19 protein-coding genes and 1 riboswitch are annotated in these 21,984 nt (G+C 46.8%); all 19 genes read right to left on the bottom strand.

What is annotated here, in order from left to right; genetic code table 11:
* Positions 1-7: 7 nt before the first annotated feature.
* Positions 8-1,399 carry a glycine--tRNA ligase gene (locus tag MWG26_RS06000; protein WP_025655150.1) on the bottom strand — a complete coding sequence of 464 codons (1,392 nt, stop codon included), beginning with the start codon at positions 1,397-1,399 and terminating at the stop codon, positions 8-10.
* A 629-nt stretch (positions 1,400-2,028) separates the two neighbouring features.
* Entirely contained in the window at positions 2,029-2,745 is a 717-nt protein-coding gene (gene recO, locus MWG26_RS05995) for a DNA repair protein RecO (RefSeq protein ID WP_044926552.1), read from the bottom strand.
* Positions 2,711-2,896, bottom strand: a complete 186-nt coding sequence (locus MWG26_RS05990) for a hypothetical protein (protein WP_025655148.1) — start codon at positions 2,894-2,896, stop codon at positions 2,711-2,713. The genes recO and MWG26_RS05990 overlap by 35 nt, the downstream gene beginning before the upstream one ends.
* A 256-nt stretch (positions 2,897-3,152) precedes the next feature.
* Positions 3,153-4,052, bottom strand: a complete 900-nt coding sequence (era, locus tag MWG26_RS05985; protein ID WP_025655147.1) for a GTPase Era — start codon at positions 4,050-4,052, stop codon at positions 3,153-3,155.
* A 151-nt stretch (positions 4,053-4,203) separates the two neighbouring features.
* Positions 4,204-7,131: an insulinase family protein gene (locus tag MWG26_RS05980; RefSeq protein WP_025655146.1), complete on the bottom strand. Its 2,928-nt coding sequence runs from the start codon at positions 7,129-7,131 to the stop codon at positions 4,204-4,206.
* A 358-nt stretch (positions 7,132-7,489) separates the two neighbouring features.
* Positions 7,490-8,248: an ABC transporter ATP-binding protein gene (locus MWG26_RS05975; RefSeq protein WP_025655144.1), complete on the bottom strand. Its 759-nt coding sequence runs from the start codon at positions 8,246-8,248 to the stop codon at positions 7,490-7,492.
* Between the two features lie 16 nt (positions 8,249-8,264).
* Entirely contained in the window at positions 8,265-9,338 is a 1,074-nt protein-coding gene (locus tag MWG26_RS05970) for a FecCD family ABC transporter permease (RefSeq protein WP_025655143.1), read from the bottom strand.
* 15 nt (positions 9,339-9,353) lie between these two features.
* A complete protein-coding gene (locus MWG26_RS05965) occupies positions 9,354-10,373 on the bottom strand; it encodes an ABC transporter substrate-binding protein (RefSeq protein WP_025655142.1) in 1,020 nt (339 codons plus the stop codon).
* Between the two features lie 320 nt (positions 10,374-10,693).
* Positions 10,694-10,881: riboswitch (cobalamin riboswitch) on the bottom strand.
* Positions 10,882-11,051: 170 nt separating this feature from the next.
* Positions 11,052-12,767: a putative 2-aminoethylphosphonate ABC transporter permease subunit gene (locus tag MWG26_RS05960; protein ID WP_117440751.1), complete on the bottom strand. Its 1,716-nt coding sequence runs from the start codon at positions 12,765-12,767 to the stop codon at positions 11,052-11,054.
* Positions 12,768-12,816: 49 nt separating this feature from the next.
* The gene (locus MWG26_RS05955; protein ID WP_025655141.1) at positions 12,817-13,839 is read right to left on the bottom strand and encodes an ABC transporter ATP-binding protein; all 1,023 of its coding nucleotides are present in this window, start codon (positions 13,837-13,839) and stop codon (positions 12,817-12,819) included.
* A gap of 11 nt (positions 13,840-13,850) precedes the next feature.
* On the bottom strand, positions 13,851-14,933 hold the full coding sequence (locus MWG26_RS05950; RefSeq protein WP_025655140.1) for a putative 2-aminoethylphosphonate ABC transporter substrate-binding protein: 1,083 nt from the start codon (positions 14,931-14,933) through the stop codon (positions 13,851-13,853).
* Between the two features lie 130 nt (positions 14,934-15,063).
* Entirely contained in the window at positions 15,064-15,876 is an 813-nt protein-coding gene (locus MWG26_RS05945; protein WP_025655139.1) for a PHP domain-containing protein, read from the bottom strand.
* On the bottom strand, positions 15,876-16,586 hold the full coding sequence (locus MWG26_RS05940; RefSeq protein ID WP_025655138.1) for a phosphonate C-P lyase system protein PhnL: 711 nt from the start codon (positions 16,584-16,586) through the stop codon (positions 15,876-15,878). Before MWG26_RS05940 ends, MWG26_RS05945 begins: the two co-directional genes overlap by 1 nt.
* Positions 16,587-16,594: 8 nt before the next feature.
* Positions 16,595-17,782 (bottom strand): phosphonate metabolism protein PhnM, encoded by a 1,188-nt coding sequence (phnM, locus tag MWG26_RS05935; RefSeq protein ID WP_025655137.1) that lies wholly within the window; start codon positions 17,780-17,782, stop codon positions 16,595-16,597.
* Positions 17,783-17,926: 144 nt separating this feature from the next.
* Complete coding sequence (locus MWG26_RS05930) at positions 17,927-18,757, bottom strand: ATP-binding cassette domain-containing protein (protein WP_044926550.1); 831 nt, start codon at positions 18,755-18,757, stop codon at positions 17,927-17,929.
* Positions 18,757-19,602, bottom strand: coding sequence for an alpha-D-ribose 1-methylphosphonate 5-phosphate C-P-lyase PhnJ (locus MWG26_RS05925; RefSeq protein ID WP_117440752.1), 846 nt, complete (start codon positions 19,600-19,602; stop codon positions 18,757-18,759). The genes MWG26_RS05930 and MWG26_RS05925 overlap by 1 nt, the downstream gene beginning before the upstream one ends.
* Positions 19,603-19,686: 84 nt before the next feature.
* Complete coding sequence (locus tag MWG26_RS05920; protein ID WP_025655135.1) at positions 19,687-20,820, bottom strand: carbon-phosphorus lyase complex subunit PhnI; 1,134 nt, start codon at positions 20,818-20,820, stop codon at positions 19,687-19,689.
* A gap of 38 nt (positions 20,821-20,858) precedes the next feature.
* A complete protein-coding gene (gene phnH / locus MWG26_RS05915; protein WP_025655134.1) occupies positions 20,859-21,452 on the bottom strand; it encodes a phosphonate C-P lyase system protein PhnH in 594 nt (197 codons plus the stop codon).
* 3 nt (positions 21,453-21,455) lie between these two features.
* Positions 21,456-21,884, bottom strand: a complete 429-nt coding sequence (gene phnG / locus MWG26_RS05910; protein WP_025655133.1) for a phosphonate C-P lyase system protein PhnG — start codon at positions 21,882-21,884, stop codon at positions 21,456-21,458.
* Positions 21,885-21,984: the final 100 nt, after the last annotated feature.

Below are 21,984 nucleotides of genomic sequence, written 5' to 3'. Positions count from 1 at the left end.
AAAATTGTTAAAATCTTAACTTTTCTTCAAAGTATGCTTTCAGATCTTCGATTTTGATTCTTTCCTGTTCCATGGTGTCTCTGTCTCGTACAGTCACAGCACCGTCTTCCTCTGAATCAAAGTCGTAGGTCACACAGAACGGTGTTCCGATCTCATCCTGACGGCGGTAACGTTTTCCAATATTTCCACGGTCATCGAATTCACAGTTATAAAGTTTGGACAATTCTGCAAATACCTTTTCCGCACCCCCATTCAGTTTCTTGGACAACGGCAGAACACCAATCTTCACCGGCGCAAGCGCAGGATGGAAATGCAGAACAGTACGCATGTCTCCGCCCTCCAGCTCTTCCTCGTCATATGCGCTGCAGAGGAATGCCAGTACCATACGGTCCGCTCCCAGTGACGGTTCGATGACATATGGGATGTATTTTTCTTTCTTCTCATCATCAAAATAGGACATGTCCTGTTTCGAAACTTCCTGATGCTGTGTCAGGTCATAGTCGGTTCTGTCTGCGATTCCCCACAGCTCGCCCCATCCAAACGGGAAAAGGAATTCCACGTCTGTAGTTGCCTTGCTGTAGAAGGAAAGTTCCTCTTTATCGTGATCACGGTATCTGACCTCATCCTCTTTGAGCCCCAGTGAACTCAGCCAATCAAGGCAGAACTGCTTCCAGTATGCAAACCAGTCCAGATCGGTGCCTGGCTCACAGAAGAATTCCAGCTCCATCTGCTCGAATTCTCTTGTACGGAAGGTAAAGTTACCGGGTGTGATTTCATTTCTGAAAGATTTTCCGATCTGTCCGATACCAAACGGAATCTTCTTTCTGGATGTTCTCTGGACATTTTTAAAATTCACAAAAATACCCTGGGCAGTCTCTGGTCTGAGGTAAACTGTGTTCTTCGCATCTTCCGTAACCCCCTGGAAGGTCTTAAACATCAGGTTAAACTGACGGATATCCGTAAAATTATGCTTTCCGCAGGAAGGGCACGGAATCTGGTGCTCTTCAATAAACGCAGACATCTGTTCCTGTGACCATGCGTCAACAGCGCCTTCGATTGCGATATCATGCTCCGCGCAGTAGTCCTCAATAATCTTGTCTGCTCTGAAACGCTCATGGCATTCCCGGCAGTCCATCAAAGGATCTGAAAATCCGCCCAGATGTCCGGATGCAATCCATGTCTGTGGGTTCATAAGAATTGCACAGTCCACCCCCACATTATAAGGGGACTCCTGGATAAACTTCTGCCACCAGGCTCTTTTCACGTTATTCTTCAGCTCTACACCGAGGTTTCCGTAATCCCATGTATTAGCAAGTCCACCGTATATCTCGGACCCCGGGTAAACAAATCCTCTTGTTTTGGCAAGAGCCACAATTTTATCCATCGTTTTTTCTACCATAATACTGCTCCTCACATTCTATTTCATCTCAATTGGTAACTATTATAACGGCTATGGGGGAGATTTTCAAGCCGTTTGCCCAAAAATCGGGATTTAGTGACGAGCTTCAGTCTCGTTGACGGCCGGGGGACGCGAATGACGAGGTGAGTCCGGGAGCTGGCGGGGCGATGTCTGCTGGTGAAATGTCCTGACACTGCGCTAAGAAGCTGTAGAAGAAAACGGAACGGGAAGGGAGGTACCACCGCATTTGGCCCGAATGCCGATGCATTCGCGCCGCAGGCGGCTTCAGAATTTGCCTGGTAAGGCAAATTCTGCCCTCCCTTCCCGTTCCGTTTTCTTCAACAGCTTCTAAACGCTCGCTTTATGGACTTTTCACCAGCAGACATCGCCCCGCCAGCTCCCGGACTCACCTCGTCATTCGCTGTTGCATCCAGACGGCAGGTAAAAGCTCATTTCCCCGGAGGGCCCCCGTACGGTTGCACCGGATGGGATAGAATTGGTAGTTCTGTTAAAGATTCCATAATAATAGCTGTAAAATCCGTTTAAACAAGATACATAATACGCATAGCCAATTCCATCCGCGTCCCCCCCATCCGCGCCAAGACTAAAGCTCGTCGCTAACTCCCGTTTTATAGGAGAGTCTCAAGTATCTCCAGTGATTTAAACCGTTTATCTACATAGACTTCCCTGTAGCGGTCCAATACCCGGGACAATTGATCCAGTACTTTATCTGTTACATTAAATGTATACAACTTCTCTATTTTACTGCTTTCTATATATTGCATGCTATATAATGTCGAGTTGTCCAAACGGATGCCGTCTATGAGATCTCTGTCACACTCTGTACATACCAGGCCTCCTTTTCGGACGCTGAATACAGCTGGGCGCTCCTTATCTCCGCACGACACGCACTGGAAAACTTCCGGCCCCTCTCCGTTGATGCAGTAGGCCTTTAGTTCAAATATGTATCGGATGAGCCTGTTGGGAATATGCGGATTGGTCAGCGCTCTCATGGTCTGATATAAAAGTTTCAGCATTTCTCTCTCATCATTTGATTCTTTTGTATAATAATTTGCAAACTCGAGAAAATAAAAACCGTAATATGCGCCCATAATATCTTCCCGGAGTTCTGCAAAATAGTTCAGAACATTGACAGACTGTATCGTATGGGAAGAGCGCCCCTCATACATGGTGAACTCCCCAAATGTAAACGGATTAACTGCGCCTACCAGAGGGCTGTTTGGACGCCTTGAGCCCTTGGCAAACGCAGCTAACTTTCCCTGTTCTTTTGTTAAAATTACTACTCTTCTGTCATATTCCCCAATTGGCGCTGTAGACAGAACCATACCTGTCAGTACAATCTGATTCACAATTGCTTACTCCCACACTTTTTTCCTTTATCTGCCCTTTCTCATCTGCAGATTCCTGCATCTTATAGGACAGATAATCCTTCACACTTCCGGTTGCAAAAAACTTATTCCAGTATTCTTCTTCCATCAGATCACCTCTTCTTATGTGGTACATAATTCTGCAGCTTTACCGCAGATCCGCCCGAAGGGCATGAGTTACGGGATGCCCTTGGGTATACATAATTCTGCGGATTTGCCGCAGCCCCGCCTGCCGGGTACTTGTTATGAAATACCCTTGGGTTATACTATTAGGTTCTCCGATTCAGACAGTGCTATACCTCGTAAAATCTGCCAGCACATTTTGGGCAAAATGCCTTGACACCCTTATTTTTCCTGGCTTTGCTCTATCTTTGCTCATCCTGGTAGCCAAAGTTTTTCATCATAAAATCACTGTCACGCCAGTTTTTCTGCACTTTTACCCAAAGTTTTAGATTTACCCTGCAGCCGAGAAGACGCTCGATCTCATACCTCGCGGTGCTGCCGATCTTTTTCAGCATACTTCCCTGCTTTCCTATGATAATCCCTTTGTGGGAATCCCGTTCACAGATGATCGTCGCATCAATATGCATGACCCTTTTTTCCATCTTCATGCTGTCGATCGCCACGGCGATTCCGTGAGGAATCTCTTCCTGCAGGCAGTGCAGGGCTTTCTCACGGATCAGTTCTGCTACGATCTGACGCTCGGGCTGATCCGTAATCGTGTCTTCATCATAAAACTGCGGACCATATGGGAGATGCTGCATAATCACCTTGACCAGCTCCTCTGTATTTTCCCCATTTCTCGCGGACACCGGCACGATCGCAGCAAAATCATAGGCGTTCTTATATGCATCTATGAAAGTCAGGACTTCTTCTTTTTTTACCATATCTGTCTTATTTATCACAAGAATAACCGGTGTCTTAACACGCTTTAGTTGTTCGATGATATGCTGCTCTCCGGCGCCGATAAAGGTGGACGGCTCCACGAGCCATAAGACTACATCTACCTCGTTCAGCGTCCGTTCTGCAACATTTACCATGTATTCGCCCAGCTTATTTTTGGCCTTGTGGATCCCCGGAGTATCGACGAATACAATCTGGCCTTCCTCCGTCGTCAGAACCGTCTGAATCCGGTTTCGGGTAGTCTGAGGTTTATTGGACGTTATCGCAATCTTCTGGCCGATCAGATAGTTCATTAAAGTAGACTTTCCCACATTTGGACGTCCGATCAAAGTAACAAATCCTGATTTATAATTTTCTTTCATTCTTTCACCCTTCATTTTGGCCTGGGTCAGAGTGTACATGGGCATTCGCCGCCCCCGGCGGGCATCCACTGCTGTGCGGACCGTCCTATGCATAGTAACGATCTGCAGCGCAAAACGGCCTCTGCCGGGGACATGATTTGCCAGATACACGCTAAAACAATGTCTTTACCTCGCCAAACATATCTTTCTGTTCTTCTATTTTTTCTTCGCTTCCGATTACGCACAGCTGGTCTGCGGCAAGTACCGCCTCCACAACATCTGCGAGCGCACGGATATCCTCCTGCTGTGCGCCAAGTATTTCCATGCGCTCTTTTCGGATCATGTCCGCCGATACATGATTCATATAGAGATTCATGGAACGGTCTCCTTTTGTGGCCGGAGTCATTGGCCGGTCAATATTGCTGATGGTGCCGATGATATACTTATTCATGTCTCTTTCATCTACAGTAAACTTTCTGAGATAATTCACAACCCCTTTATAAGTCTCCATGGTCTTCCTCAGATTCGGATCGCGGTAGGAGATAAAATACCCCTCCCCAATCCGGTTGAAGCTGCTCATACAGCCGTATGCTCCGCCTTTTACACGTACATTCTGCCATAGATAGTCATAGCTTAAAATAACTTTCAGGATCTGAAGCGCTCCGTTGTAATCCGCCCCATGGTCAATAAAGTTGCCCACCCTAGCAACATACTGCACTTTGGAAGATGTCTTAAAGCCTTCGTTTCTTTTTTTGCAGTGAATAATACAAGGTGTTTCCTCAGGCTTAGGCTCCTCATGAAGACCTGATTTTATTTTCCCGATCCCCGCTTTGATGGATTCCAGCCCTTCCTCTGCGGACGTATAGCTTATCATCATATTATCTGCCCGGAAAATATCCATGGCAATCGCTTTGAGGTTCCTGATCAGTTCTGCTTTCTTTTCTTCAAAGTTTTCTTCGATTTCCTTTACGGCCTGATAAAATCCGATGCCTTCCGTATCATCCTTAAACTTAGCAAGAGGTGAGTCATAGGACAGTGCACGCAGAGCCGCCGTTGTATGCCCGGAGGACTGGAAGCTCATCTGCATCCTGGATTTCAGCATAGCCAGGATCTCTTTCAGGCGCTTTTCATCATCCAGTTTGGACTCCATCAAAATCTCGCGCATCATAGCAAGCAGGATATCCATCTTCGGATAAAGGGCCTTACCTTTCATCTCCAACGTGGCGCGGAATTCCTTTTCCTTTACTTTCGTTACGTCCGCATACAGTTCCAGGGAAGTTCCGATTCCCCCGGTGTGGACATTGATCTCATTAAATAATTCCCCATAACCGTAATGGTTCGTATCGATCATTCCAAGCACCGCCTGCAGCAGTCCGGCATATACCAGTTTTTCCTCCGGAACACCGGATAAATCAAACATCAGTGTGATATACCCGATGCCATTTGTCTCCACATTGTGATGGATCATTTTAATGCCGTCCAACTCTTTTTCTTCATTGCAGATCGGCGCGATTTCCCTGGAAATATCCTCCGGGCTCAATACCGGTATCTTCTCCTGATCCTCTTTCGGAGATTCTTCCTCCTGGTATGCAAGCAATGATTTTGTGTCTTCTACCAATTTATTTATTTCTTCCCGACTTAAATTTCTCTTATAAACCTGCAGTTTATCAGCCAGCTCTTTGTCCTGCCGCGCTGTCCTTCCCTTCTCTGGTTTCACCACTACAACAGAGGCATGTGTATTGTCCAGAAGATAGGTCTGAATCAGTGACTCAAAATATCCGGTGTTCATCTGCCCTTTCAAAAAGTCAAAAGTCGGAATTGCCTGCATGTGGATGAATGGTTTTTCTTCGTCATAAAGCCAACTGTCAAACATCTGAAGGCCGTACATGAGCCCTTTCGGATAATTTCCAAAATCTGCTTCGCGGAAACGGAATTCATGGTAATTGATTCCGGCTTCCAGTGCCTTTTTATCGATTCCCTTCTCTACAATGTCTTTCAGTGTACCTTCAATTATTGAAAGGAACTCTTCTTTTTGTTCCAAATTGGCGTTCTTTGCAATCACAGAGAATATAGGCTGGTATATCCCATTGTCATAGGACCCCATAATATCTTTGCCGATTCCGGCATCCACAAGCGCTTTTTTCAGCGGGGCACCCGGAGCGGAAAGCAGCGCATAGTCGAGAATCTGAAATGCCAGGTACAGCCTCTCATCCAGGCTCGTACCGATCACTTTGTTATAGGACAGATACGTATTATCCTCCTCTGTCTCCTCGCTTGAAATAGAGTATTCAATTTCAAGTTCCTTCACTTTTTCGAAAGGCTTCTGGTATTTAATCTCTGAGTCCAGCGGAATCTGGTCAAATCTGCTCAGGTATTCCCTGTCCAGCCACTGAAGCTTCTCTTTCATATCCATATCGCCATACAGATAGATATAGCTGTTGGAAGGATGATAATACTTTCTATGAAAATTCAAAAATTGCTCATATGTCAATTCAGGAATAAATTCCGGATCCCCTCCCGACTCATTTGCATAGGAAGTATCCGGGAAAAGGGAATTCAGGATTACCCGGTCCAGCACTCCCTCAGGAGAGGAAAACGCCCCCTTCATCTCGTTGTAAACAACACCGTTGTATTCCAGGTCCCCATCCGGGCTGTCCAGTTTATAGCTCCAGCCCTCCTGGCGGAAGATTTCTTCGTGCTCGTAGATATTCGGATAAAATACCGCATCCATATATACATGCATCAGGTTCTGGAAGTCCTTGTCATTGCAGCTCGCAACCGGATAAACAGTCTTGTCCGGATAGGTCATGGCATTCAAAAAAGTGTTCAGAGAACCTTTCACCAGTTCTACGAAAGGATCCTTAACCGGGAAGTCCCTGGAACCGCACAGTACAGAATGTTCCATGATGTGCGGAACACCCGTGCTGTCGGAAGGCGGAGTGCGGAATCCAATGGAAAATACCTTGTTCTCGTCGTCGTTTTCCATTAGCAGAACTCTCGCTCCGCTCTTTTTATGTCGCAAAAGGCTGCCCTTCGATTTTAAGTCTGATAAATCTTCTTTTAATATCAGTTCGTACGCATCCAAATCATAAATACTCATAGTACACCTCTCTTTTTATTCGATGTGATCATTATAGCATCTAAATCATTACAATAAAAGGGGGCGGTTTGTGGGGAGGGAAGTTTTTTGGGCAGATGGGGGGCGCGAAGTGTGCGTCAGAATGTCCGGCCGGGTGCAGAGACACATACGGCGTGAGAAATATGGGCGCTTCGTTAAGCAGCAGTAAGGAAGAAACGGACAGAAATGTATGGCACCGAAAGCATTCACCGCCCAGGCTGATGCCTATACGGCTTAGGCTTTCTTGAAAACTGATTCGGAAATCAGTTTTCAGCCATACGTTTCTGTCCGTTTTCCTCCTAACTGCCGCTAAGCTCGCTGGGAGACAGGTGTTTAACATCTATCGAGGGTGGAATAGGATGTGTTTTTGGCCGGTTTGGTCTGTGTATAAAGTTGCATGTACGCCGTACACTTCGTGGATTGTTTTTTCTGTCAGGACTTCCTGGGGCGGACCTTGGGCTGCAATTTGGCCATTTTTTAAGACATATAAATAGCTGCAATATAAGGATGCTATGTTTAGGTCGTGTATTGCGGCTATTACGGTTTTGTTTTGGGCTTTTACCAGATTCATTAGTTCTAGCTGGTATTTGATGTCCAGGTGGTTTGTGGGCTCGTCCAGGATTAGGCAGGGTGTGTCCTGGACGAATGCACGGGCTATCAGGACTCTTTGTTTTTCGCCTCCTGAGAGGGTGAGAAAACTCTGGCTGCTTATGGAATAGAGTCCGATCTTTTTTAAGATTTCTTGTACTGTTTTTTTGTCCCTATTGTCTTCTGATTCCAGCATCTTTTTTCTGGCGTGACGGCCCATCATTACAACTTCTTCTACGGTAAAGTCAAAGCTTGCTTCCTGCTCTTGGATGAGGACCGATAATTTTTGCGCCATTTCCCGATTGCTCATAGCTGTTAGATTTTCTTCCATGAGGAAGATGCTGCCTTCCTGTGGTTTGAGGACTTTATATATATTTTTTAGAAGTGTAGACTTTCCGCTTCCGTTTGGGCCGATTATGCCTACAAATTCTTTCTTTTTTATGTGCATATCAATCTGGGATAGTATCTGTCTGTCCCGTACTTGATAAGAAAGTTCTTTGATTTCTATCATGTCATGCTGATCCCCCTTATTTAAACTCGTATTGACGTACCTTTATCATCCACAGGAATAACGGGGCCCCGATAAATGCTGTCAGGATTCCTATGGGGATTTCCGTCGGCGGATGAAGCATTCTGGCTCCCACATCTACCCAGATCATGAACAGGGCGCCTGTAAGAACTGAAAGCGGAATTAGTTTTTTGTGATCCGCTCCTACAATGGAGCGGATCATATGGGGAACTACCAGCCCGATAAATCCAATACAGCCGCTTACTGCAACGGCAGAAGCTGTTAATAAGGCAGACACAATGATGAGAATCCGCCTCACAATATTTACATTTACACCAAGTGTAATGGCTGAATGTTCTCCCATCAGCAGTGCATTTAAGGCCCTGGACAGGTACATCAGGCACAAAAATGCCGGGATAATGAGTATCCCCAATAGAGGGATATCGCTCCATTCAGCACTTCCTAATCCACCCAGCATCCAGAAGGTTGCCTCTCTTACCGCCGCATCATTCGGGGCCGTATACACGATGTAATTCGTCAAAGCGCTGAATAAAGACGAGACTGCAACTCCCACTAAGATTAAACGTACTGGCGTCACTGCATTTCCTGTTCTTGCCAGAGTGTACACAAAAAGCATTGATACCATCGCTCCGGCAAAAGAACCTGTGGAGACGGTTAACCTTCCGCTCCATGGAAGCCAGACTCCGGCAAGCATTGCCAGCACGGCCCCCAAAGATGCGCCGGATGAAATTCCCAGCACATAGGGTTCTGCAAGCGGATTCTTTGTAAACGCCTGCATACAGATCCCGGAAAGTGTCAGCCCCGCTCCTACAAGGCCGCCCAGGAGCACCCTTGGCACCCTTAAAAACCAGACAATATTCTGTGTACTGTTTTTCATTTCTTCTATAGAAATCAGATGTTCCAGACCAATGTACTGGGATATGTTATGCAGCACAATTTTCCAGACGGAAAAAAAGTCTATGGTAACCGGCCCTATTCCGACGGCCAAAACAATAGAAATGATCAGCAGTATACAAAGAATAATGGAACATACAACGCTATGCTTTTTTATAGCCATACAAATATTCTTCATACCTGTACATCACTTTCATTCAAAACAGTCCGGATGGAATGCTTTTGCAAATTTTTCAATTGTATCTCCCGTCATAGAGCTTGCGAATACCTCGCAAAGATTTACAGAAATAATTCTGTCATTTGCAATTGCCGGTACTGCTGCCAATGCCGGATTCTCTTTTAATTCGGATATTTTCTGTTCTAAAGAGGTATCACCGTAATCGTCTATCACAATGACTTCCGGGGCACGTTCTACTACTTCTTCCCAGCTTACATTTGCCCAGGTCTTATCCATATCGGAAAAGATATTTTTCCCTCCTGCATGTTCAATCAGTTTTGCAGTAAAATTATTTCCGCAGGTATATGCTCCGCCGTCCTGCGCCATATCATAAACAAATACTTTCACGGTTTCCTGACCCTTCACCGCATTTTCAGCCGACTCGATCTGAGCCTTCATTTCCTCTACGATTTCTTCTGCTCTGTCTTCCAGACCAAAGATACGTCCGAGGTTATAAAAATCTTCATATACAACATCAACATCCGCACCGATCGTATATCCTTCAATTGAAGCAAGTGACATAATACCATAGCCGTTTAATGTCCCATGTTCTGTATTATTTTTTTCAGAAAATGCACTGGACCGCCCATAGACAAAATCCGGCTCCTGCGCCAGGATTGCCTCCAATGAGGGGGCTGACTCTGCAAGCTCTGGAATCTTTAAATACGCATCATTCCACTCTGGATTGATTTTAGAATTTGTATATGCTCTGCCGATAATTTTGTCTCCCAGTCCCATTGCCATTAATTCGTCACCTGTGCATGCATTGGCTGCAATTACTCTTTCAGGCACATGTGTAAATGTAACTTCGATATCATCCTGCGTTTTTAATGTAAAGGGAAATTCCCCCTCCGTTTTAGTTTCTTCTTCCTGTGCCGGTTTTGCCTTTTCCGCGGATGCTGCATCCGCATCGGAAGCATCTTTTCCACATGCTGTAATACTCATTCCTAATGCAAGCACCAGCATTATGCTGATCAGTTTGTTTCTCAATTTCATACTTTTTCTCCTCTTTCCATTAATAGTTTAAAACTATCCTCACAAATATTCATCTTCATTCTCTAACTTCTGCTTATAACTGCAAAAGTACAGAGTGAGCTTGCACGATTTGGCGCCGCCGCGCCGCTTCGCGGCTATATGCCTTATCGCGGCGTGTGCATCCTCCCAGAGGAACTTCCTATATCATAAAAAAGACATCTGCCCGAAATAAGCAAATGTCTAATACATGTATATACTTTAGGTACACACAAACAAAGTTGTCTCCAAAAATGTACGTAACAACTTTAAATATTCAGACAGGGCACTTTTAACCGGAAGTTTCCTCTCTTATTCGTCAAACAGGTTTCCTGACTTCCAGATTACCGCTCATGCTGTGCCTTCTCACAAAATACAGATTCTGCAATGACATCTTACAGCTTTCACTCCCTGGATACAGTGGCCGGACCGTTCAGGCTTTTCACCTGATTCCCTTTTACCTCTTTCGAGCATTTGATGAATAGTATGATTCAGTTTTTCCAGACAAACATACCCTGAAATAAGAATATTGTCAACACAAGAACGACGATCAGATAAAAAATTACAAATAGTTCTTATATTTTTCGCAATAACACGAATAACCGCCCCGGTGCACATACACATGCTGAGGGACAGGTATTCTGCCCCGGCTTTGCAGAAACATCAGGATGATAAACCTGTTTTCTGCCCTCTATGCCGGCCGGCTTCGTAGAGTGCCCTTACGATTAGATTTATGAAGAGGAGGAGCATGCACATCGCTACGGCGGGGGCGGTCTGACCTGCGCCTTCAAGGCTTACTATGGCTACGGCCGCTATGGGGGCCGTCGGGGTGAACAGGAATACGACCGCGGATACGGTGACCAGGGAGTTCACGAAAAAGTATACCCACATTTCGCAGATTGCGGGCGTACACAGAGGGAGTGTGACGCGGCGCAGGGTCTTATAGAAGGGGACTGCGAGGGATTCGGATACGGTTTCGAATTCTTTGTCCAGCCTTTTCAGGGCGGTTGTGGCGGTGCTAAAGGGCACGGAGTAGAAGTGAATCATGTTTGCCAATACGATGATCCAGATGGTTCCGTATAGAAAGTGGAAAGGATTTTGTAGTACGTAGCCGTCTGTGAATGGGATCTTGAAGTCTGGCGCGTTGAAAAACATGATGAAACTCAGGCCTACAACGGTTCCCGGAATCGCCATTGGGGTGATGGAGAGCATGTATGTAAATCTTCTGCTGGCCTTGAACTTCTGGTTTTTCTCAATCAGGTATGCTCCCAGGAATGTGATGAAAGTTCCCAGAAATGCCGATATGAGCGCTATGATTATGGAATTTTTGAATGCAGTGATTCCGCTGCCTGAGGAGATTCTGCCCAGGTCATAGTTGGACAGTGTAAATGTCAGGTTGTAGGGCCAGAATTTGATCAGAGAGGCAAACAGGGCGACTGCAAAAAACAACAGCATAGCCAGCGTGATCAGAAAACAGAATATAGTTGCCGCCATGTCGCTGGGCCTGTGTGGTTTGATTTGGTATGGTATGGATTTTGCGCTGATCGCCGCATTCTGCTTTTTATTTGTAATCCGATCCACTGCGAAGGACAGAACGGCCGGAAACAGCAGGATGATTCCCACTACCGCACCCATGTTAAAGTTCTGCTGCCCCACTACCTGCTTGTAGACGTCTGTTGCCAGCACGTTATAGTTGCCTCCCACAACCGAGGGGGCGCCAAAATCGGTAAAACTGTAGGTAAACGCTACAAATATGGCACTGATCAGTCCGTACTTGACGTTCGGTATGGTGATCGTAAACATTTTCCGGACCGCCGAAGTACCCATTGTTTCTGCAGCCTCATACAGCCGGTTGTCAGCAGCGGAAAATGCCACCGTCAGAATCGTTGTCGCCACCGGGAAACAGTAGATGCTTTCCGCGATAATAATCCCCACTCTGCCGTATAAGGGTACCTGCCAGCCGAGTGCGGTGAAGATCCCTTTATTTCCAAACAGATAGATCAATGCAATCCCAAGCAGCATGGTGGGAGCGAAGATCGGGATCATTCCTACATACCTGAAAAATCCTTTCCACGGCACGTTTTTTCGTGCCAGGGAATAGGCGAAAAAAAATGCCAGTGTCACTGATATGAATGTGGATACAACTGCAATAAAAAAGGTATGTGATATGGAATAAACCATGGATTTGCTCTGAAAATATTTTGCAAACTGGGACAGGCCTGCAAATGCACCGCTCTTGTCCTGAAATGCCTTCAGGAACAGGGTACACAGGGGGAGAACCAGGAAGAGAACCAGAAAAATCATAACCAGGTAAATTGCGGCTCCTCTGACAATATCCTCCTTTTCTCCTCTCCTTACGAATGTTTTTATACGGTTCATGTTATGTTGTTTTCTCCTTAAATGATGTTCCGGGACCCGCCCGTTTTAATTATGCGGATTCAAACCCAAGCAGTTCTTCGCGCGGCATATTAACAAACACGATCTCACCCACTCGGAATTTCTTTTCTTTTGCCGCCTGGAAAGGCACATCCACATACAGCACCATATCGCCATAGACCACATGGCTCACCTGCACAGAAACACGGTTATAAAATCCTCTGAATTCAATATCTGCTATCTTCCCGCGCAGGCTTTCCCTGCCTGCCGTTCTTTCTATTTCTATCTTTTCAGGACGTATGGCCACCCGCTCATAATTTCCCAGGTTGTATACTCTGCTCTTTTCACGGTCAATAAAATTAATAGAGCCGATGAAATCCGCTACAAAAGGATTCTTCGGATGCTCATAGATTTCTTCCGGAGTTCCCTCCTGCATCACAACCGCCTTATTCATGACAATAATTCTGTCCGCCATGGTCAGGGCTTCATCCTGGTCATGGGTTACCATAATGGTCGTAAGCCCCAGTTCTTTCTGAATGCTGCAGATCTCTTTGCGCAGGGCAACCCTGACCTTAGCATCCAGCGCGGATAAGGGTTCATCCAGCAGCAAAAAATCGGGCTCTGTCGCCAGTGCCCTTGCCAGTGCAACACGCTGCTGTTCTCCGCCCGACATCTGGGACGGCAGGCGGTCCTTTGCATTGGTCAGTTTAATCATCTCAAACAGGCGCCCTACCCGTTCTTCGATGTCTTTATTCTTTATCTTTTTATTACGCAGCCCATATGCCACATTTTCGTATGCCGAAAGGTTCGGAAAGAGCGCATAGGACTGGAACATGATCCCAAAATTTCTTCTGGACGGCGGGAGATTGGTCACATCTCTGTCGTTGATATATATCCGCCCCTCACTGGGCCGGTCCAGGCCGGCTATTAAACGCAGCAATGTGGATTTGCCGCACCCGGAAGGGCCAAGCAGGCATACGAATTCGCCTGCTTGGATTTGTAAGTTCACATGGTTCAATGCCACATTCTTTTCAAAAACCTTAGAAACACCGCTGATTTTTAAACTTACGCTCATATCTTGTACCTCTATTCTTCCGGAGCACTCTTGGAATCGTAACGCTCGGTCCAGCTTTCCAGGATGGATTCTCTGTTCTTTGCAGCTTTGTTAAAGTCCATATCCGGGATCAGCTGATCCAGCGGATTCTGGGAGTACCCTTCTGGAATGTTATCGCTGGCGCCGGTTGCAACAATCGGATAATTGGTTGCATATTTTTTCATTACGTTGTCAGAAATTGCCCAGTCCAGGAAACTTTTAGATATCTCTTTTTCGTTTTCCTTTTTGATCAGCGCATTTGCTTCCATATCCCATCCGGAACCCTCTGACGGAAACACTGCCTCGCAGATTTCGCTTCCCACTTCTTCTGCAGACTGAATGCAGCGGTAACCGAAGGAGATGCCGATTCCATATTCCCCTGCTGCTGTGGCCTTAGCTGGCTGAGAACCGGAATGCATATAAACTGCTACGTTTTCATGAAGCTTATCCAGATAGTCCCATCCTTCCTCATCGCCGTAGAGGCTGAGAATTCCATTGACAGTTAAGAGACCGGTGCCGGAAGATGCGGGATTAGACATTGCAATCAGACCTTTATACTTCGGATCCAGCAGGTCTTCATAAGATTTTGGTACAGTATCGATTCCCTTGGATTTTAGGACTTCCTTATTTACAATGAATGCAGTTTCCCAAGCATCAATACCCACCCAGGAAGGTACATCCGCGCTGTCTTTGAATTCCGGAAGAATTCTGTCCGCTCCTTCCGGTTCGTAAGGTTCCAGCATATTATCCTGTGCAAGTACAAGCAGGCTGGTAGCCGACAGGCCCCATACCACATCTGCAACCGGATTGTCCTTTTCCGCAAGCAGTTTTGATGTAATGATACCGGTGGATTCCCTGGTTACATTTACTGTGACATCCGGGTTCTGTTCCTTAAATTCTTCCAGATAATCCGTCACCTGCTCGTCCTCGAGAGCGGTATATACATTGATGACATTTTCGTCTCCTGCACCTGACGATGTGCTGCTGCTGTCCTTTGCATCTGCCTTTGTCACGCATCCTGTCAGTGTGCTCAGAGTCATGAGGGCTATCATTCCCATTACTATAATCTTCTTCATAATTACCTCCAGATTTCTTATTAATCTTCATTTCACAAGGTAATTATATCGTCCGATTATTGAATTTTTATCATCTGTTGGTTGGAATTCTGTAAAATATTTCCCCGGATATGTTAAATTATTTTACATTTTATGGAATAAACAAGATCTCACTGCTTTCATGTGCGGGATAGGCTCCCAGCATTGTCTTCCCGTTTTCGTACCTGCCATGGAAATCACTTCCCCCTGTCATGAACAGGCGGTAGCTGCGGCAGTACTCCTCAATCCTTCTTCTGTCGGACTTTCCGTGGGAGGGGTGGTTCCACTCGATCCCGTCCAGACCTGCCTCCGCCAGCCGGTGTATCACCCCGTAGTTTCCCTGCTGCCCCGGATGGGCCAGCACCGCGTATCCTTTATCCGCCTTGATTGCCTGCACGACATCCTCTGCAGCGGGATATTCAATGTCGAAGTCACAGGGACCCTGGTTTTTAAATATATTTTGGTAAACTCTCCCGAACAGCGTTTCACTCTGCCCGGTCTTTACCAGATAATCCAAAATATGCTGCTTATAAATGCAGGACCCTGCCGTCTTCCTGATCTCCTCCGCGGATATGCGGTATCCGAGGTCCCGTAGTATCTCGATCTGCTTCAGACAGTTTTCATTTCTTTTTTTCAATGTTTCTTTTCCAATGGCTTCAATCTGCCGGTTAGTCTGATACTTATATCCAAGTATATGAACTTTTTTATTTCTTTTAAAATCAAATGCGGACATTTCGATTCCAATAATAGACTGAATGCCCTGTTGTTCCGCCAATTCCTTGTGCTTTTCTGCATCCAGCGTTGTATCATGGTCTGTAAAAGACAGATGTGTTATCCCCGCCGCTTTCGCCCCCGCAAGAATGGCCTCAGTCTGCAGGCTGCAGTCAGATACCGCTGTATGTATATGTAAGTCCGCCCGGTACATCAAACCGCCTCCTCTGTCTGAAAGCTGCCCTTTGAAATATTGTACACGCGGTCACAAAGTCCTTCCATGAACTCCAGATCGTGGAATATACCGATCATGGATGTTCCTTCTGCTTTTAGTTTCATCAGTAATTCTTTTACCAGAAGCTTTGTGCTGTTGTCCAGTGATGCCGTCGGTTCATCCAGCAATAAAAGCCTTGGTGTCTTTACCATGGCATGAGCCAGGTTCAGCCTCAGCTTCTCCCCGCCGGAAAACGTGTTGGGATAGATATCCCAGAGCGTCTCGCTCAGCTTAAAGTATCGCAGCATTTCTTCCGCTTTTTCTCTGGACTCTTCATAGGAAAAGCCTGCGTCCAGAGCGCCGTTGATCACGTGCTCCCGGGCTGTGGTGCGGGGAAGTATGCTCAGAAACTGCGATACATATCCGATTTCTACTTTCCGCAGATGAATGATTTTTCTTTCTTCCGCTCTTGCCAGATCCAGCCTGCCGTAGGAAAGTGAATCGTACATCACGCTTCCGGTGGTGACGGAATAGGTCCGGTAAATGCAGCGCAGAACCGTAGATTTTCCGGCCCCTGATGTTCCCACGATTCCAATAAACCCACCTTTGTCCAGTGTAAAGCTGATGTCCCTGCAGCTCTTGATCTCCCTGCCCTGCTCATGCAGATAAAATTGTTTCGACAGCCCCTTAATTTCCAGTATATGCTCCATATATCCTCCTAATCCGCCACACGGTAACGGCATTCCATAATACATTCTCCATTCACAAATACCTGCTTCACTGCAGGTTTTCCCTCTTCTGCATCTACGATAAGCAGATCTGCTCTCTTTCCAATTTCCACAGACCCCAGCTCCTGATCCAGCCCCACAGCCCTGGCGGGATTGGCCGTCACATACTGCACTGCCTCCCAGAGAGGGATGCCGTGTTCCCTGTTCAGACAGAATACTGCCTGCAGCAGGGCCTGAGGGTAATAGTCAGATACAAGAATATTGGCGGCGCCTGCCCGAATTGCCTCCAGTGCGGACAAATTTCCGGAGTGGGATCCCCCCAGCAGTATATTCGGCGCCCCTAAAACGGTCTGAAGTCCTTGTTTCACTGCGGTCTCTGCCACTTCCAGCGTAATCGGAAATTCACTGATGGACACGCCCAGTTCCCGGTTCATGTCCAGCTTTTCTATAGTATCATCATCATGGCTCGCCACGGAGATCCCATGTTTTGCTGCTATCTCTGCCAGTTTCCTCAATTGTGGAAACGTCACTGTTTTTTTCTGCATTTCCCGCTGTACCAGTTCCTCAAATTCCTTCCCGGAAAGGCCCCTGCCCTCGTCTGGCTGATGTTTCCGGTAAATATCCAGATTTTTATACTGTCCCTGTCCCGGCGAATGATCCATGAAGGACAGCAGATCCACCAGGCCGCCTTCAAGCATGGCCGCCACCTCTTCATAGCAGTCCAGATTATCTATTTCATAGCGCAGATGATATCTATGCCGGATCAGCCTCCTCCTGTGCCGGTATTCTCCGATCAGCCCGGCCAGTTTCTTTACCTGGGAGGACTGTCTGATTTCTTTTACGTCCCAGGAACCGTCTCTGAACATGGATATAGAGTGAAACATTGTCGTGATACCGCAGACAGCCAGCACCCGCTCCGCTTCCCCCAGGGCCATTTCAAAATCCATGACCGCAGTACTGCGCGGCTGTATATATGTCTCGATCATATCGGAATGAATATCTATAATGCCCGGCATAATATAGGCTCCACCGGCATCATAGATTTCGCGGGAACCGGTTTTATCCGTATCCCCAGTTCGCCGGATGCCGGTGATCCTGCCGTTTTCTATCACCACATCATTGTCCTGCAGCATCTGATCCTCCAGGACAATGATTCCGTTTGTTATTATTTTCTGCATGTAATCTTCCTCACATTTTTCCAATTCAGCTGTTGCATATTTTATTCCTCTGTTACACAAATTCCATTTCATCTGTTGCATAATTCCTATTCCAGCTGTTACATATTTCCCATTCTAGTTGTTACATAATTCCTATTCCGCCTATTACAAAAGGGAATGGACCAGCTGCTGGGTATATGGCTGCTGCGGGTCATCCAGGATCTGATCGGTCAGCCCCTGCTCGATGATCTTTCCGTCCAGCATAACAATTGTTCTGTCTGCAAGCATGCGTATCACCGCCAGATCATGGGAAACCAGCATGATGGAAATGTGGAATTCCTGCCGGATTCTGCGGATCAGTTCCAGCACTTTTGCCTGCACGGACAGGTCCAGCCCCGTGGTGACTTCATCCAATAGGAGAATCGCCGGATTATTTGCCAGTGCCTTGGAGATCTGTACGCGCTGCTGCATGCCTCCGCTGAAGTTTTTCGGCGGTTCCTTCTTCCTGGACTGCAGAATTTCCACGGCATCCAGCAGTTCCTCTACGCGTTCGTTCATCCCCGCAAAATTCCGCTGGCCGGCAGCTATCAGCTTCTCGGCAATGTTGCCTGCGCCGGAGTAGTCCATCCGAAGGCCGAGCAGGGGATTCTGGTAAACCATTCCCATGATATGGTTTTTTATATACTTTTTCCTTTGCAGGCTCTGTTCGAAAATATCGGCCTCCCCATTCTCAAAATCGCGGAGATACCCTTTTCCCTCCGTTATATCAAAATCAAAATACAGACTTTTCATCAGTGTTGATTTTCCGGAACCTGACTCTCCTACGATTCCCAGTATTTCGCCCTCGTACAAAGTTATATGAATATCGCTGCATGCCCAGACGGTTTTACAACGGGGACAGGTGTTTTTGACCAGTGCTCCTCCATTCCTGCAGTAATCACAGGTTTTTCCATAACGCACGGTCAGATTCTGAATATCCATTACGGGCTTTTCCATTATGCTCCACGCTCCCTTCTGCCACGGCAGAATCCGGTATCACTGCATTCGTATACCTTTTCTCCGGTACTCTCATCTATGATCTCATCCAGATATACTCCCTGTGCACCGCATAGTCTGCATTGTTTTCCTTCAAAGTCTTCTGTTTTAAACGGAACATCCTCAAAACACATGGATACCACATCCGTATGCGGCGGGATGGCATAGATCTTCTTTTCCCGTCCTGCGCCGAACAGATACAGGGTATCGCTGTCATTCAGCTTCTGGTTGTCATACCTCGGGATGGGGCTGGGATTCATGACATAACGTTCCTCCACCATGACCGGGTATTCGGAACTGATGCTGATATCCCCGTACTGGGTCAGATCCTCAAAAAGGGAAAGCCACATACCGCTGTACTCTGCTTCCGCATGCATCTGTTTTGTCACAGATTCCCTCGGCTCTACCATACGCAGAGGTTCCGGCGTCGGCACCTGAAGGACCAGTATTTGGTCATTTCTCATGGGAATCTCCGGTATTCTGTGGCGGCTCTGAATGATACTGGCTTCTTCCGAATCCGTGGTAAGTTCCACCCCGGTGCATTCTTCCACCAGTTTTTTTATATTTACAGCATTGACACTGTCATCACTGCCCTGATCGATCACTTTCAGTACATCCTCTTTTCCGATAATGGACAGAGTGATCTGAATACCCCCCGTCCCCCAGCCCCTGCCAATGGGCAGCTCTCTGGAACCAAAAGGGACCTGGTAGCCGGGGATGGCCACTGCCTTTAATATGCTCCTTCTGATTTCACGCTTCGATCCCTCATCCAGAAAAGCAAAATTATAGTGCTTTGCATCAATCATTTATTCCTCCTCCTTTTCTCTGCAGAGGGGTCTGATCCCTCTAGTAGCCCGTATTCGTATTTTACATAACTCATTTGGCACTGCCTATCTGACTCTGTCCAGCTTTGATTGGAAAGTAACATAGTGCGGCAGCTTTAAATGGGAAATAAAGCCGCTCATTTCGAGACAATCGCCATGGGTGAGAACAAATTCCTCATCCTGGGAGGGGGTGCTTCCCTCTGTTTCCAGTCCCGCATCTGCAATCGACATGGCAATGGCCTTGTTCTCATTTCTGCCGAAAATCAGGCCGTATCCTCCGGAAAGCGTCATCTTATCAAATTCCTCATCTGTTTCTGTGTGGGAGGGCACTAATGCTTCCACTTCGGTCACGAGGATTTCTCCGATACAGATCTCTTCTTCCTCATTCAGTGCATAGGGGATACATACTTCCACATATCCGCACCGCAGCTCGGACACGGTCGGATGCACAGCCCCATATCCGCGCATGGAGCTGTATGCCACTCCTCCCAGGAATCCTGCATCACTTCTCGCAAACGTCTGCAGCCTGGCGCTGCGCGGGGCAGGAAATGTGAGCAGGCTGCTGGTCACATCAAAGGGCGGGGTATTATCTTCCTCCGTATTCTCCAGAAGATTCTCTGCTTTTAAAAGATCTGTCACGCGGCTGCATCGGATATCGGCGCCGTCATCTGCCTCTGTTTTTTTTATTTGTTCCTGCACTTCCAGCGCTTTGTTATAATTTAAATGGTCTTCTTCGGTGACTTTCGTATTGTCTTCTATACTGCCTTCTATATTGCCTTCTATATTATCTTCCATAGTGCCTTCCATCAGTGAAAAGTCCAGAAGACGATGTGAATAATCGTATGTAGGCCCCAGTATCTGCCCTCCCGGGATATCTTTAAAGGCAGCTGAAATCCTCCGCAGAATCCGCATTTTTCCAGTATCAATCGGCAGTGAATAGTAATTTCTCGGCAGGGTGGAACGGTAGGCCCGCAGTAAAAATACCGCTTCCTCCACGCTCCCCTGGCACTGCTTCAGCGCCAGCGCAGCATACTCTTCTGAGTAAAACCCAGCCTCGCTCATAATCTTATCTACTAACAGCGCCATATTTTCTTTTATACATGACACGCTGATATCTTCTTTGCCCTCTCTGAATATTTCCAGCAGTTTCAAGGACTGTTCAATTGCCTCTCTGCCGCCGGTAACTGCTACATAAGCCATATGTCTGCCTCCTATTATTTTCTTGCGTACTCTTCTTTTTATATCAGCCTGCACAGCCTCGGAACGCCCATCATGTTTCCGGTAAGATCCGCAAATACCAGATCCACCCCAAGCGGATATTCAATCTGCAGGCTCTGACGCAGGGCGGTGACTTTTTTTATATAGGGACATACATGGACAGTAAGTCTGTCTTTTATGCCGGGACCCTCCAGTGTCATGGAGTCTCTGCCTGCCAGCTCCGTACACTGCAAAAACACCGTAGCTGACTGCTGGGGATCGGCATACGTCCCGTGTTTTATATGTTTCAAAATCTGTTCCATGGAACCGTAATTCATCTCGGAGGAAAGAAAGATATAGTCTGCCTTATCCAGATCCGTCTCATGGCACAGTGTCAGGCTGTGTAAATCCGCAGAAAGAACTGGATTCTTTTCCACATACATTGTTTCCTCATTATCCAGCAATGTACACCCCAGCGCCATCAAAGCCTGGTGGCTGCCTGCAAATTTACCAGCCTGGTTTCTAATACTGCCGATTGTTCCCGGGTTAGCCAGAACATGGAGCAGTTCTCTGAATACCTTCTGTCCGTCAAATACAAAATCAAACTCATATGCAAGTTTTAATTCCTTCACCATTTTTTATTCTCCCATTACATTGAAATTAACCTTGGATTTTCTAAGCGCACGATTTAACTTTGCCCGTTCGGCCACCTGCTGTCTGCCAAGCTTTTGAATCTGCCCGAGTACCTGCTCCTTCTCCGCCTTTTTATCCGGCAGATTCAGAAACCCGTCAATGACAGCTGCCGCCGTCACCTTGTCAAAATCATCCCCTGCAAGTACCGCCGCGCCTTTGGCACTATCCACCAGCACCATACATTCTGATGCAAGCACTTCACCGAGATAGAAAAGAGACTTTTTAACAGATTCCCTGGCTTTTACCATCACAAGTGTTTTCTGCGGCGGCTTCATAATCTGAATCTCACAGCTTTCTTGAATCGCCGCGGCAATTTCAATAATTTCCTTCTGGGAAGCTCCTGCCAGAATTACGGATATCTCCCGTTTCGTCATAACAATTCCTCCTGATCTGCCTTTGTATAAGTTCTCATATTTTGCTGCTATTCACGGCCTGTGGGGCGTGCATCGCAACCATATTTTGCTTCTCTGAGCA

Origin of the sequence: Faecalicatena contorta (assembly GCF_022835095.1) — a bacterium.
Taxonomy (GTDB): Bacteria; Bacillota; Clostridia; order Lachnospirales; family Lachnospiraceae; genus Faecalicatena; species Faecalicatena contorta.
The sequence above is the reverse complement of the archived record's forward strand: the minus strand, read 5'-3'. Positions and strand labels throughout refer to the sequence as shown.